Source organism: Acinetobacter sp. Res13-Abat-PEC15-P4-01 (assembly GCF_015676285.1).
GTDB classification, from domain to species: domain Bacteria; phylum Pseudomonadota; class Gammaproteobacteria; order Pseudomonadales; family Moraxellaceae; genus Acinetobacter; species Acinetobacter nematophilus.
Genome location: NZ_JADAIN010000010.1, coordinates 293,608 through 308,396 on the forward strand (window position 1 = coordinate 293,608; position 14,789 = coordinate 308,396).

Genomic DNA, 14,789 nt, shown 5'->3' on the forward strand with positions numbered 1-14,789 from the left:
CAATTGAAATTCAATATAAAACAATCTATGAAAATTACTACGTCAAACTATGACTTAGAGCGATGAAATGACTCTATTTTTTTATAGGAATTCAGGTAGACTCCATGAAATAGTTTATTTCATCATAAAAAAGAGTGTCTTATGACCATTCAGCAACACCTAGAAAAATTGAACCAACTTTCTGAGCAATTACAATCTTGGCAGGGACGTTTTAATGAAATTCAGGATATTCTAAGCCTAAAAAAACCGTTATTAGAACAGGTCGAGCGTTTTAATCAGGAAGAGCAAACACTGAATATTGCGATTATGGGGCAGATCAAGGCAGGTAAAAGTAGCTTTTTAAATGCTCTCCTTTTTAATGGCAAACCCGTTCTGCCTACAGCAGCCACACCTAAAACAGCAAACCTAACACGCATTTCCTACGGTGAAAAACCTGTACTGGAAGTTGAATACTACACAGTAGAGGAATGGCAAGACCTTGAGCAACTGGCACAACAACAAGGCAATTATGACCAAATTAAAGTGGCAAAAGAACTGACCACGATGGTGAAGCAAAGTGGTCTGGATGTTACTCAGGTATTGCAGCAACAAAAACAACTGATTGAAGCCAATTCTTTAGATGAGCTGATGCAGGTTCTAGACAGCTATGCAGGCAACAGTGGTCAATATACGCCTTTGGTCAAAATGACACGCCTCTATTTACCCAATGAAGAACTGAAAGGCTTTGACATTATTGATACGCCAGGAATGAACGATCCTGTACTCAGCCGTACTGAAAAGACCAAAGAAGAAATGAAACGCTGTGATGTTGTGTTTTTTCTTTCTCGTGCCAGTCAGTTTTTAGACCAGTCTGATATTGAATTACTCTCAAGCCAACTTCCTCAAGGTGGCGTACAGAAAATGGTTTTAGTGGCTGCACAATATGACTCTGTGATTATTGATGATGGTTTTAACCGTGATTCGTTAGCAGAATGTGAAACCAATGTTCAAAAACGTGTCAATCGTCGTGCGGAAACTGAACTTGGAAAACTTGCTGAACAACGTGAACAGGCAGGTCGCCCACAAGTTGCCGAATTATTACGCTCACTGACCAAACCTATTCTATCCAGTACCTTTGCCTATGGTTTTTCACATTGGGAACAATCTCAATGGGATAAGGCCATGCAGCATACTTATAAGGAATTACAAAGTTTAGGGGAAAAATGGGGTGATTACCAATTTACTCAAGCAGACTGGGAAAGAATTGGTAACTTTAAAACGCTTAGCCAAGAATATGAACAGGCTCGCCAGAATAAAGTCCAACTTTTAGAACAGAAGAAACAAGAACTTTTGCCCAAAGCTCAGGAAAATTTAACAGATAAAGCACAAGCGTTGACTGCAATGATTGATCAACGTATCCATACCTTGAACACGCAAGATATTCAGCAACTGGAACAGCAGCAAAAGAAATGTGAACAACAGATTCAGCGCATTTCAGGGAAGCTGGAAAATCTGATTAATCAACAAATTAATAAACTGCAAAGCACGACTCAAGATATTACCCATGACTTGCAAAAAGGGATTCAACAATATAGTCAAATCACCACACATACAGGGACAGAGACAGAAGAACGCTCGTATGAAGTCAGTACCTCAAAATGGTATAACCCATTTAGTTGGGGAAGCACTGAAACACGTTATCGTAGCTACACCACAACCTATGAATATCTGAATGCTTCCGATGCAGTAGAGCAAGTCAGTCAATATGCCCGTGATTGCACAGTTGATATTCAATATCACTTTAACGACTTAGTTCGCCCAAGCCAATTAAAACTGGAGTTACGCAAGGCACTGGTGGATGAACTGAATACATCCAGTCAGGATTTTGATCCTAAACAATTTAAAAATACGCTAGATCGTGTCATCAATCAGCTAGATTTACCTGAACTGGATTTAGATATCGGCAATCCAAGTGAGCTGATTAGCCGTAATTTTAGCGGTCAGGTTCGTTCAAGTAGTGATATTCAGCAACTTAAACAACAGCTTAATCAATCATTGCAGAAAATTTTTGAAATGTTATCGCAACGCTTTAAAACATCTTCTCAGGATTTACAGCACAGCTTAGAACAAACTCGTGATTCTTTACTGCAAACCCTAATTGCAGGACTTGAACAAGAGTTGCAACAAGTTCGTCAAGATTTTGCTGAAAAACAAAAAACCTTAGAAGAATATCAACAGCTTAAAAAAATCCTGGCTTAAAACCATATAGGTGTACAGATTTTTGTACACCTTTTCCTTTATACAGATTTGGGGGAATTCGATATGGAAATGATTAAACGTCTGTTCTTTAAACATCTGGTTTTTAACCAAAGTAACATTAAAAAAAGTCATTCTGCTTATTGTGATTAATGGGCTGGGTATTGTCACGATGATTGGTTTACCAGTTGCCTTGATTATTGATGTACTGTTTGTCTTTTATAATCTTCAACGTGTTTATCAGCATCGGGCAACCATTAAAAAGGGCTGGAATTTTATTACCCTGCTCAATCGTTTGGCATTGGGTCTGATTGTTCTAGTCGGACTCGGTATATTCTTTGGCTCATAAGTTGATGATTTCATTACGTCAAACTATGACTTGGTCATAGTTTTAATCACTATCTTTTTATCAAACCTAAACTTACACTCTATGTATAATTTATATTGCGTATAACACCATGAACCAAAAGCAATTATTTGAAAAAATTCAGCGTATTCAACAACAGTTGATGCAAGGCTTAATTGAGCGTGAGCAAACCATTAAACTTGCCTTTCTTGCAACATTATCAGGTGAACACATTTTATTGATTGGCCCGCCTGGCACAGGCAAAAGTATGGTGGCTCGTCGCATCCATCTCATGTTTAAGCAAACACCCTATTTTGAGCGTTTACTGACCCGCTTTTCTGTACCTGAAGAATTGTTTGGTCCTCTTTCCATTAAAGCCTTAGAGCAAGATCAGTATACTCGTTTAACACAAGGCTATTTACCGCAAGCATCGATTGCCTTTTTAGATGAAATTTTTAAAGCCAATAGTGCCATTCTCAATGCTCTGCTCACTTTATTAAATGAACGTGAATTTGATAATGGGATTATTCGGGAAAAAGCGCCTCTACTTTCTGTGGTAGGTGCAAGTAATGAACTTCCTGAAAGTGAAGAATTGAGTGCTTTATTTGACCGCTTCTTGTTTCGTCAATATGTTGCGCCTGTCAGTCGGCAAGGTTTTAAACAACTCCTGACTTTAAAAAATAATGATCAAGATTTAAATATCGAACAGCTTAGTCTTGAAGAAGTACAGTTTATTCAAAACAATGCCAATCACATTGAGCTATCTGCCGAAGTGGTCAATTTTCTGGTTGAGTTAAGAAAATGGTGCCATGAAAATCAGATTCAGGTCTCTGATCGTCGTTGGCGTAAGATTGTTCACATGCTAAAAGTTTCTGCCTTTACCAATGGTCAAAGTACGGTTTCAATTTGGGATTGCTGGTTGGTTCAACATTGTATTTGGGAAAAACCAGAACAGGTTGAATTGGTTGCAGAAATGTATGAGCAGTATTGCGGCAAGGCGGTGATTAATGTTGATAATCTGGTCAAAGTCGTTGAAGTTTTGGAGAAAGAGGTCAGGAAACTGCCTAAACCAAACAATAATGTTCATAAGGCTTCTGATCAGCAGCCTAATCGCCCACAAACACCAACAAGTGATCTTATCGAAATCAATGCTCCTGTCTTTCCAGAAAGTGTAGCCGATGGAACAATTGCCACTTGGCATGTAAAAATCGAAGAAAGAGTAAGTAGAGATCAGGTTATTTGTGATATTGAAACAGACAAGGTTATTTTAGAAGTTGTTGCTCCATGTGATGGAATGATCTATGCCATTATTAAAGATGAAGGTGATATGGTTCTCTCAAACGGAGCTATTGCGGTATTGGCTTCTACTGATAATTTAAAAACAAAATCAAGTTCAACTCAAACATCAGCCAATAATGGTCCAAGAACAATTGGTGAGCTAATCAAGGCACGAATGAAATAATTAATTTTATAGGAGAAATATAATGGGCTTTTGGTCACACGTTACTAATCAAAATATTGATTCTTCTGCCTTTTCATCTTCATCACAAAATTTTAGTGATGAAGCACGACGGTTAGCAAAAGATTTAGCTAAACATTATTTAACGACATCTACTGATCAACAAACTCTACGCTATATTGATACATTTATAGCTAGAGTAGATGTAAAACATCCAAAAACGCTGTATGGAAATCTACTGAGTGCACTAATTTATGCTTACGATAGCCAACAAACAAAATACCCTGCTCATTTCTATATTGATAAAGCAATGGAATTTCTTGATAACCTAAATTCAAAAGTTACAGTACAAAAAAATCAATCCACAATAATCAACAAAAATCATAATCCACAATGGTTTAAGCAGAAATCCGAAGAAGTTGAAAATCATCTCAAGCACATTGCCTTAATGAAATTACAACTCACCAAAAACTTAAAAGATTTACAAAGTCAGAATGGTGGACATTTATGGATTGATACCGATTTTATTGAGCCTGCAACTGAAACTTTACAAGCAAGTCTTACACAGATTCAAGATTTGGAAAATCGCTTGCAAGTTTTGAAATTGACATATCAAGATCATTTATAAGTTTAAGGATTGTGATGATGGCTGAAACCATTGCTGCTGATTATCTAGAAGACCAATATGCATTTTTGGATGACTGTCCACAGGAACTATTGGAGCATGTGATTTGCTCTACCGTAGGTACACTGGAACAGCGTAGCCGTACCATGCAGCAGTGGTATAAATACCTCATGGCTGGAGAACTGCCGCCAAAACCCGATTGGCTACCCTCTTATATTTCAGAGAACGTTGAAAAACAGCTCAAGCAGGCAGATGTTGCCCGTTTTATGAAAGATCAGCATGAATTAACAGTACAGCTTTTACAGGATGTCATGCAAACATGGCATCTAGTTCAATATGAATATCAGCAACAACTTGCAGAATGGCAAACGCAACAACGAGAAAAATTTAAAAACCTGAAACGTATAAATCAACCAATTGATGATACTGATTTTAAAGATCATTTTAATTTTTCAGGTGAGCTTGTAATCAATGAAGCATGGAATGACAAAGTTCAGGCTTGGAAAAAACTGGATGATGTATTTGGTGATTTAAGCAATATGTTGGGTCGAGATGTTAATCTCACCAAAGGCATTTTAAAACATCAAAACTGGCGACATATCGAACGCTTACAGGAATTGCTCAAACGTATCAGTGAATTTAAAAAGATTGTGGATTCATTAGGTCGTTTGCAAGAAAGTATTGCTAATGATGAAGTACTCGAAAGTTTTTTTGAAAGTATTTCTCGTGTTGTTGAAGAGATACAGGAAAAAGTTGTTCATTATATTCCTGAAGAAATGTCTGGAATTGAACGCAGTGGCAATATTGCCCGCATGCTGCCACAGGAGGCTTTATTCCTTGGACATCCACAATTAAAGATGCTATGGCATGCACGTCGCTATGAACAAGCCCTGCTTAGTTATCGGGTGCAAGGCACAGAGATTAGTAAAACTTGGGCAGAAATCAATGAACAAGTTGAAGTCCAAAAACCTCGCCCACGTTTTGATCGAGGACCTATTTTAGTGGTATTGGATACTTCTGGCTCAATGAGCGGCGAACCTGAACTGGTCGCAAAAGCCCTCACCCTACAAGCAGCCAAAACTGCCCATGCTGAAAAAAGACCTTGCTACTTATTTGCATTTAGTGGACGTGGTGACAAGATTGAATATGAACTCAAACTTAACCAATCAGGCATTCAAAGCTTATTGGAGTTTTTAGGTTGTTCATTTAGCGGTGGAACTGACATTGAAACTGTAGAACATGCCATTCAAAGACTTGATCAAGAACAATGGAAAAAAGCAGATGTCATGATTGTCAGTGATGGACAATGGTCAGCTTCTTCCCATATCCGAACGATAGTCGAAAAATCCAAAAAAGATGGAACACGTTATCATGGTATTCAGGTTGGATATGCTGGTGGTGGCTTAGAGCAGCTCTGTAATTCCATCCATCATTTTGCCAGTTGGAGTAAACTACGTTAGACTAAAACAAACTTTAAAATGGGAATAAAAATCATGCTATTACAGGAAATCCAGCACCAATTTAAACAGAGCAAAGAACAGTTTAATGAAGATTTCCGTTTACGCATTCATCGTTCCCTCAGTTGGTTACAACAAGCTGAACAAGCACAACAGGCGCAGGATTTTGATTCTCAATTTATCTTTTTATGGATTGCCTTTAATGCAGCTTATGCCAAGGATTTAGGCGCAGGTATTCGTAGTGTAGATAAAGGACTATTCGTACAATTTATTTATCGAATTTGCCATTTAGATCAACAGCACCATATTTATGATTCGGTGTGGAATACCTTTTCAGGCAGTATCCGTATTATTCTGAACAATAAATTTACGTTTCAGCAATTTTGGGATTATCACAATGGATTAATTACAGAAACTGAATGGCTAGAAAGTTTTGAACGTAATAAACAAAAAGCCCTAAATGCGCTCAGCCAAAAAGATACGCCTGAAATTTTGGTCGCTGTTTTTAATCACCTCTATACTTTGCGTAACCAGATTATTCACGGTGGTGCGACATTCAACAGTACTGTCAATCGTAGTCAACTTAAAGATGCCTGCACCATTCTGTTTACAATTATCCCTGAAATGCTACAGGTCATGCTGAATCATCCCAATGACAAAACTTGGGGTAAACCCTTTTACCCTGTGGTTAAATCCTAAAAAAATATTGATTTAATTGATTAAACACTGCGACAAACTATGACCTAGTCAAAACTTGGCTGGGTTTTTCTGCCCCCAAAATTTGATAAGCTCAATTATGTTCTCTAACCTGAGTTCGATGAAATCCACTTAGCCTTTTAGCATATTTTGGAAAGTTGGCTTATTGGGGTTCAAGCAATATGCCACTACAGCAGCCATGATATTCACCATGAAGTTATTCACCGAACGATGACGTGAATGTTCAAGTTGATGTAAATTTTTTAATTTGTGTGATTCATTCTTCGGTACCCACTATAATTTTCTCAGAGATCAATCAATATGAAACTAAAGATTACTACTGGTAATCCTCCCATAAATAACCGAAGTTAAAAGTAGAGGTTAAGCAGCCATTAGAGGTGGCTTTCCTTTGTTAGCTTGATGTGGTCTTTCATGGTTGTAATGCCACAACCAGTTTGTTGCATAATCTTGTACTTCATCCAAAGTATCAAATAAATGCTTGCTCAGCCAACTATAACGTATGGTCCGATTATAGCGTTCAATATACGCATTCTGCTGTGGCTTACCCGGTTGAATATATTCAATACGAATACCATGCTCAGTAGCCCAGCGCACAAATTCGTGACTGATAAATTCGGGACCATTATCGCATCGGATCACTAACGGTTTTTCTCTCCACTCCAGCAATTGATTCAACGTACGAATAACCCTGATTGTGGGCAATGAGAACCCTGCTTCAATGGCTAGGCCTTCGCGGCGGTAATCATCAATCACATTCAATAATCGAAACTTGCAACCATCGGAAAGCTGATCATGCATAAAATCTAATGACCAAACCTGATTTTCTCGGATTGGTTCTTTCAATGGTTCAGGCGCATGCCGTTTTAGTCTTCTTCTCGGTTTAATACGCAGATTCAGTGCCAACTCACAGTAAATGCGGTAAACCCGCTTGTGATTCCAGCAGCAACTCTCAACATGCCGTAAATACGAGAAGCACAAACCAAAGCCCCAGTCGGAATTTTCCTCAGTGAGTTCAATGAGCTGTTCAGCAATGAGTGCATTGTCATCGCTGAGTTTGGCTTGATAGCGGTAGCAGGTTTCACTAATGCCAAATGCTTTACAAGCCAAACGAATACTAATGGCATGCTGGGCAACTGCCTGTTGTGCCATCTTACGCCGGCAAGATGGCTTTACCCTTGCGTAGCAGTGCTACTCATTGCCATCGCTTCCTGGATGATTTCGGCCTTTAATCGCTCTTCCGCATACATCTTTTTAAGTCTGGTATTTTCGGCTTCTAGCTCTTTCAGTCGAGCCATTAATGATGTATCCATACCACCATATTTGGCACGCCATTTATAAAAGGTAGCATTACTCATGCCGTGTTCACGGCAAAGGGTCGCTACAGGTGTGCCAGATTCTGCCTGTTTCAAGATGGACATGATCTGACTGTCAGTAAATTTAGATGTTTTCATGCAGAATCTCCTGCTCGTATCTTAAGAGAAAATTCTACTTTTAGATCCTTTTATTTTTAGGGGGGATTACCACCCAAATAGAAGAATTACTGCCACACCGCTGGAAATCCGACCAAAATTAAAAAATAGGCATGGGATTCAGCGGACGCTTACTTTTAAGCCTTATTTTCTGCTTATAGATCATCGTTATTTGTGAACGATGATCTATAAGCTAATTAAAGGGTAAATTAATTACACATAATTAAGCAGTGGCAGTCATCAGGATAATGGAATGGCTAATTTTTTGATCGCTAATTAGAGCCTGTAAATCACATCCCTATTGGGTTACAACTTTTCCATACCTTTGCCAATGTTATCCATGCCTTACTTTCTTTTGTCCAAATGCGACGACATAACTCCGTTAGATCATCAAACTGTTGATCGACCTCCAGAGATACGCCATATTCCCAATGTCCTTCATAAACCCGTGCTTTGGCTAACTCGAATATTCGATCTGCCAAAGCAACATGTTCTTCCACAAATTGTTGTTCTATGATTTCATCATGTGCAAATTTTTGCAAACACGCTTCAGATTGTATGATTAAATCTTCTGTTTCCCCAATCCATAAGGCAAAGCATCGATCTGCGCTTAAACAATCAATAAATTGTTTAAAGTTTTCAAGTTTCGTCTTAAATGCAAGATTCGCTTTTATTAATTTTTCGATAGGTATGAAACGCTCTTCAAAATAATGAGGGTCGATGTTTAAAGTATCTAAGTAATCTTTAGATTTACGGTCTAAGCCAATTGGTCTCATTTTCCCTCTCATTTTCTGTATATACGACACAGTTAATTGAAATTATTTATTTCACATCTATGGAAATGCTATTCAATTTAAATAGCCAATCTAAAGTAATAAAACATCACTTGTATTTTTAATCGTAAACTTTTCACACATTATTATATTGAAACAGCTACAACTAAATCACCCTCTCTCTTTTTGACATAAATGTTCGTTGGATTCTGCTCACCATTTTTAACAACTAAAAACTTCTGTAAATCTGTAAGTCCATTCGCAACACTTATGAAGTCCTTTTGGGCATTAAAATAGACATTTCGTTGTGACAATTTATGACTCTCAAATAATCTCCAATAGCCAAGCCCCTGATCGAGCTGAATATCAAATATAGTCCCCGACTCAAAAGTTATAGTTAAATTTCGCTTGTGATACAGAGCCTTACCATTATCATAGGTCATTAAATCTATTTCTTTTTGGGATATATCTAAATTATCAGTTAATAGTTTTTCAAAAACCTTCTCAAATTGTTTCACACTATGGTAATCATGATGAAGGATCGTTGGTAAATCTTTTGTCTCATCATCAGAAATAACTGTCTTAATCTTCAACTGACCAATATTTCCAACTTGATCCTCAAGCCCCTTTAACCAACTAACAATTAACAACATATTGCTAGCTGACTTGATATAACGATCTGAATACTCAATACTTTTTATAGTTTCATTCCGGCAAATTTCTCCGAACCCACTAGTACTTTCAGCAACCAAATTCCAGAACTTACGACCAAAGCTACATAAATCAACATTCAATTGATCAAGAAGATCTAATCCCACAATCGAGCTTTGATTTTTTTCCACTAAAGTTGGTAATGTTATGACTTTCTCACTCAGTAACTTATAAGTTTCACTAACTCCAACTATGGCATTTGTATTCAACCACTCTTCATTTGGTATACGACTATTCATATCAGGACTAACAACTGTAACAATACGATCTGTCAAATATAGTTGTGCCACAATAGATTGATGAATATTGTCACCTTCGACAAATTGTACATTAAAGTGTGTTTGTAAAAATTTCAGCTCAGCCAAATATGCTTTAGAATCTATGATAGTTTGTGGTAGAGAAATATCGATTTCTAAACTTGTATCCTCTGCCCATCTAGCAATTGTTTTTTTAACACTAGGAGATAACAACTCCCAACTATCAGATTCTCCACCCCAATTCAAAATTAGTTTCTTAGCACCTAATGATACATGGTGTTCAATGCATTCTTTCAAGCTATATGGCCAATATTGTGCACCAGAGAAGAATGACAATTCTTCAGTAGAAATAAAGTTTTTATAGTTTGCACCTAACCACTTTTTAGCATCATGACGATTTAACAAACTGTAATGATGTCGTGACTGTGAATCCAAAAGACAATGAGCACATACAGACTCACAATATTTCGGACATTCAAGCTCATCGACCATACTAGATAATAACGACTCAATGTGACGAGGAGCTGAACTCGCAAATCCTGCTCCACCACTAATGACGTCATACACCTGAATAGCTGTAATCTGATGATTACCATCTAATAATATTGGACGCTTACCATATCCCAATTCATTAGCTGATATACCTAACTTTTTCGCTAATGCTTTTCTGAAAGCCACAGCCAAAGTAAATGCTATACTTTCATTTTCTTTACTATCTGTAAGATATTCATTACGTTCAGGGTGATGTAACACCAATTCAAAGATATCTGTAGTCATATAGCTACCTAGATGTAAATCTTTGATTAAACGCTCACTGCCTTCACAGAACTTTCTTTGCCCATTTTCTCGATCATGTTTAGATGGTTTTAATGGATAATGTTTCTGCTCTGGTGAAAGAGACAATGGAAATTTTTCCTTTTCCTTTTGGGATTCTGCTCGACCACATTCAAGGCACACAGCATAACCATGCCCATATAAACCTGAACTATAATTAAATACATGCCCCGATGTATCGGCAACCATAAATCCTAAGGCACTATTCGGCAAGCTTAATCTTGCCCCCTTTCCAGCGATCCAAGGGGTTTGGACAGGTATGAAAGTTTGTGTTGTTACATCGTTACTAGGTTCTTCATAAAAATCATGAACGAAACCAGTTGGCTGCAGAACTTTACGTTGCTCATTTATGCGAATTTTTTCACCGCAACTTGGATTATCACAGTAAACATTATTAATATCGACTGCACTATCTGTATTAAATCCATTTTGACCGCAATGTACACAGCGCCATGCCAAATCAAATTTCTGTGCTTCTTGTGCATCAGAACTATGAATATTATGCCAAGCTAATGATATCCCTTTGGATTTAAAAACCCTTCCATCCAATACAATTTCTGAACCCGGCGCATATTCTCGAATAGCGACAGCTAAATTTCGACTTGGCATATCACGTAATAAAGACACATTATCTTCTCTAGACTTTCGTTGCTTTTCAGCATCTCTATCTTGCTTTTGACGTATGTAGTCAATGACATTGGTCGTTTCAAATGATGCAATATCAGTTGGGAAGCCATACCCTGGTAGAAAGCATTTAGCAGCAAGTTCTCTTAATAAATATTCATCACTGAGTCTACGCATTTCAATACTTAATCTATAAGCGTAAGCACTACCTTTCACTGCCTCACTCATCTGTGTTTCTAGTCGCAGGTATTCTCTTAACCATTGATCACGCATTTCAGTGATTTTTTGGATAGTGTTCCCTAAAATACTTTCAACGGAATCAAAAGATAAATCGGTACCTTTGATTAATTTTTCTAGCGCATAAGAATATGTATAAATATTGGCTTTTAACCAATTAATAAATCGATTGCAAACAGAAATATCTTCGTCACCATTTGCTAAATAAAACCACTTCAAATTTAATTTAGTTTTCTCAGCATCTGTATTTCCAATCTCATTTTTTAAAAAGAAAGAGAGATACATGGAATTGACATGCCTTTGGATCAATCTCTTAGAGTTTAAAGCGACATAAGGTGCCGGAATACTGGTCTCAAAAGCCCATTTAGGGTTATGAAATACTTGTTGATCATGTGGATTTGACTTACAGATTGTGTAAGAAAGTGCTCTAGATTCTTTACTACGACCCGCACGACCCGCACGTTGCAGATAGTTTGCAGGATGTGGTGGTACGTTATTCATCACCACTGCTGAAATACCACCGATATCAACCCCCATTTCCATAGTGGTTGAACAGTTCATTACATTAACTTCGCCTGTTTTAAATCGCTTTTCGTAGTCTTGTAATCGCTCACTTGCTTGCTGTGCTGAATGTTCTGCAACTCGATAGTACATACCACCTTCAACAATTCGATCACAAAGATCATTCCACAAATTTAAAGAGCGCAGCTCCTTAATTGTCTCATCATTAGCAATTAAGTCACGGATGTATTGAATGTTGTCATGATGGTCTTTATTGGAACTAAACACCTTCAAATTCGGCATTTTAATCTTTTGACAAATGAAAGCCTCTTTACTTTTTGGAATACCCGTCGGTAGATACGGAGTAATACCTTTGAAGGTAGTATCAATTAATCTATGCGTGACGGGACAAATAAATACTTGTTCATTCAATGAAAATTTGAACTTTTGTGGTCTAATAAAAAATTGACCATTATCACTTTCTAAAATAGCTATATCTTGAGTCAAAACTTTCCAAGCACATTTCAGCCATTCATCAGCAATATCTATATCAATAGTAGCACTTAGATCTAGTTGCCCACCTAAAGCTAATAACTTAACCAAACGATTATTCTTTCGCTTACATGATCGAGGTATCGACGCAATACTTGATGATCAACAAAAGAGGATACTCTGCGTGTACTCTCATCTTGACTAAAATCATATTCACGTTTTTTTATATCTTCATTTTCATCATCATCCTTTGCACGAGCATCCGAATAATCCGAGAAGCCTTCTGTGATCAAAGGTGGGGCAATGAAACTTAAAATAGAAACCTCTGTTTCCTCAAGTGAGGGTTGAGCTTTTTTTCTATTCACCTGTACTTTTTCATCATAGTAGAGATTTTCAACAGCCACCCTATATTCATCTAAATAGCGATTTAATGATTTTTCAATCTGATTATTTTTCTGTGCATTGAAAACTAGACAAGTAGCAATTGTTCGGTCTTTGTGATGTTTAGCATAATTACTAAATTCTTTTTTCGAAAGCTTTAATGGATCAACATCTATAATTGCTCTAAAATAGAAAACAAGATTGGTTAATACATCATCTACACATTTATCAAAGTTTTTACCCACCACTCTAAGTAATAAGTACAATGTATAGTTTATTCTTTGGACTTTTAATTCTGAGTCATCAAGCTTCAAAAGCAATCCAGACAAAAACATTACATAATTTAAAATTTCAAAAGTTTTATTATTTATCTCAATTCTAGTACCATTATTTAATTTTCTAGAATTATTGCATAGTATCGAGATACTCAAAAACCCCAATATATGCTTATATTTAGTTCTTTGCTGATATTTGCAAATATTAAAATACAACATTTCACAGCGATCTATTAGAATTTCAAAACTATCTTTATCTATAAAATTCAAATGAAAATCTTGAACATATTCAAAATTTAAAACCGCAAGTCTTTCACCATATCCAGAAATTTTTTTCTCAAAATCATTACAATGATTTTCAAGATCTTCCTTATTCAAAATTTCACTCATTTTAATTAACTCCAAAATAACTCTTAATACTCATTAAAATTCTTAGGCAATTTAAAAAATTTCACAAAATCACTTTTATATAATTTTTCATGATTAGAATATCCACGTTTTTTAAACACCTCCTTATTAATATAAAACCTTATTTCCGTCTTATCTTTTTGGTTTAAATATTCAAAAATCCTGTTAAACAAATAATTTCTTGATTCCTTCTTAATTGAAGCACTTTTTAAATAATGAAAAAGCTCGAACCAAAAAACATAACTTGTTTGAGCCTCAACCCAAACCTTCTGATCTTGCTTGATCGAATCCGGTAAATAAGCACATGCTGTTTTAAAACATTCAAGATCGTCACTGATTCGTTTAGCAATTGAAGTAAGTATTTGGCCTTGGACCTTCTTTTGCAGGGTTACACTAGAGCCAGTTTGATTAAGTACAGTCTTAAGTATGTCCAATTGAGTTTTTTCAACCACAATCTTCGAGTGACTCGTACTACGATGTTTGACTTTTTGCTTTGATTTTGAATATTTTTTGGACATTATTAACTCCAAATCCTACCCTATAAAAATTTCATTAAGACTTTTTTTGAGCATGACTAAGCCTAGAGCCTAAATCTAAATCCAATTTAAACTGATGATATTTCTTAAAAAATAGGTATATAAATTTTATGGATGAGATAGTATTTCTTGTTATTGCGTGCTTTTTACCTCTAAATAGAGTGAACGCCAATAGCATGAAAAACTATCTCAATTTTTCTAGACTTCTTCTTTGACACAAGCAAATTTATAGACTTCTGCTTTACTCCATCGAAGACTGCGACCATGCCTAATAGGACTTATTGGTCCGTTTTCATACAATGCCCATTTACGTAATGTTTGTTCTGCATACCCTAATAAACGAGCAGCCTCACTAGTAGATAGCAATAATCTATCTTGAGTAATTTGTTTAACTTTATGTTTCATGTTGATTAAGATATCTGGTTTAATACATTTACATAAAACTAAATTTT

Annotated in this window: 10 protein-coding genes and 4 pseudogenes; 7 read left to right on the forward strand and 7 right to left on the reverse strand. The window is 36.4% G+C overall.

The genetic code is table 11. The annotated features are described in order from the left end of the window. The first annotated feature begins 141 nt into the window (after positions 1-141). The 7 genes and pseudogenes from IMO47_RS04205 (at position 142) to IMO47_RS04235 (ending at position 6,821) form a co-directional block, all read left to right on the forward strand. Entirely contained in the window at positions 142-2,238 is a 2,097-nt protein-coding gene (locus IMO47_RS04205) for a dynamin family protein (protein ID WP_196077285.1), read from the forward strand. A gap of 169 nt (positions 2,239-2,407) precedes the next feature. After that, positions 2,408-2,584 (forward strand): hypothetical protein, encoded by a 177-nt coding sequence (locus IMO47_RS04210; protein ID WP_196077284.1) that lies wholly within the window; start codon positions 2,408-2,410, stop codon positions 2,582-2,584. Between the two features lie 109 nt (positions 2,585-2,693). Next, a pseudogene (locus IMO47_RS19545) lies at positions 2,694-3,542 on the forward strand (AAA family ATPase); the annotation flags it as partial. 177 nt (positions 3,543-3,719) lie between these two features. Further along, a pseudogene (locus IMO47_RS19550) lies at positions 3,720-3,935 on the forward strand (biotin/lipoyl-containing protein); the annotation flags it as partial. Between the two features lie 130 nt (positions 3,936-4,065). Beyond that, positions 4,066-4,668 carry a hypothetical protein gene (locus IMO47_RS04225; RefSeq protein ID WP_196077283.1) on the forward strand — a complete coding sequence of 201 codons (603 nt, stop codon included), beginning with the start codon at positions 4,066-4,068 and terminating at the stop codon, positions 4,666-4,668. Between the two features lie 17 nt (positions 4,669-4,685). Next, positions 4,686-6,125 carry a VWA domain-containing protein gene (locus tag IMO47_RS04230; protein ID WP_196077282.1) on the forward strand — a complete coding sequence of 480 codons (1,440 nt, stop codon included), beginning with the start codon at positions 4,686-4,688 and terminating at the stop codon, positions 6,123-6,125. A gap of 33 nt (positions 6,126-6,158) precedes the next feature. Beyond that, entirely contained in the window at positions 6,159-6,821 is a 663-nt protein-coding gene (locus IMO47_RS04235; protein ID WP_005157496.1) for a HEPN domain-containing protein, read from the forward strand. A 129-nt stretch (positions 6,822-6,950) separates the two neighbouring features. On the opposite strand, the pseudogene IMO47_RS04240 reads toward IMO47_RS04235, so the two are convergent. The 7 genes and pseudogenes from IMO47_RS04240 to IMO47_RS04265 all read right to left on the reverse strand — a co-directional run. Then, a pseudogene (locus IMO47_RS04240) lies at positions 6,951-7,088 on the reverse strand (IS982 family transposase); the annotation flags it as partial. Positions 7,089-7,199: 111 nt separating this feature from the next. Then, positions 7,200-8,290 (reverse strand): annotated as a pseudogene (locus tag IMO47_RS04245) (IS3 family transposase). A 308-nt stretch (positions 8,291-8,598) separates the two neighbouring features. Then, the gene (locus tag IMO47_RS04250; RefSeq protein WP_168418592.1) at positions 8,599-9,084 is read right to left on the reverse strand and encodes a hypothetical protein; all 486 of its coding nucleotides are present in this window, start codon (positions 9,082-9,084) and stop codon (positions 8,599-8,601) included. A 143-nt stretch (positions 9,085-9,227) separates the two neighbouring features. Next, the gene (locus IMO47_RS04255; protein WP_227552401.1) at positions 9,228-12,848 is read right to left on the reverse strand and encodes a helicase-related protein; all 3,621 of its coding nucleotides are present in this window, start codon (positions 12,846-12,848) and stop codon (positions 9,228-9,230) included. Then, a complete protein-coding gene (locus IMO47_RS19555; RefSeq protein ID WP_227552402.1) occupies positions 12,833-13,783 on the reverse strand; it encodes a hypothetical protein in 951 nt (316 codons plus the stop codon). Before IMO47_RS19555 ends, IMO47_RS04255 begins: the two co-directional genes overlap by 16 nt. Positions 13,784-13,806: 23 nt before the next feature. Next, entirely contained in the window at positions 13,807-14,319 is a 513-nt protein-coding gene (locus IMO47_RS04260) for a hypothetical protein (RefSeq protein WP_131262052.1), read from the reverse strand. Positions 14,320-14,535: 216 nt separating this feature from the next. Beyond that, on the reverse strand, positions 14,536-14,789 hold a 254-nt coding region (locus IMO47_RS04265), incomplete at its 5' end, for a helix-turn-helix domain-containing protein (RefSeq protein ID WP_242052601.1).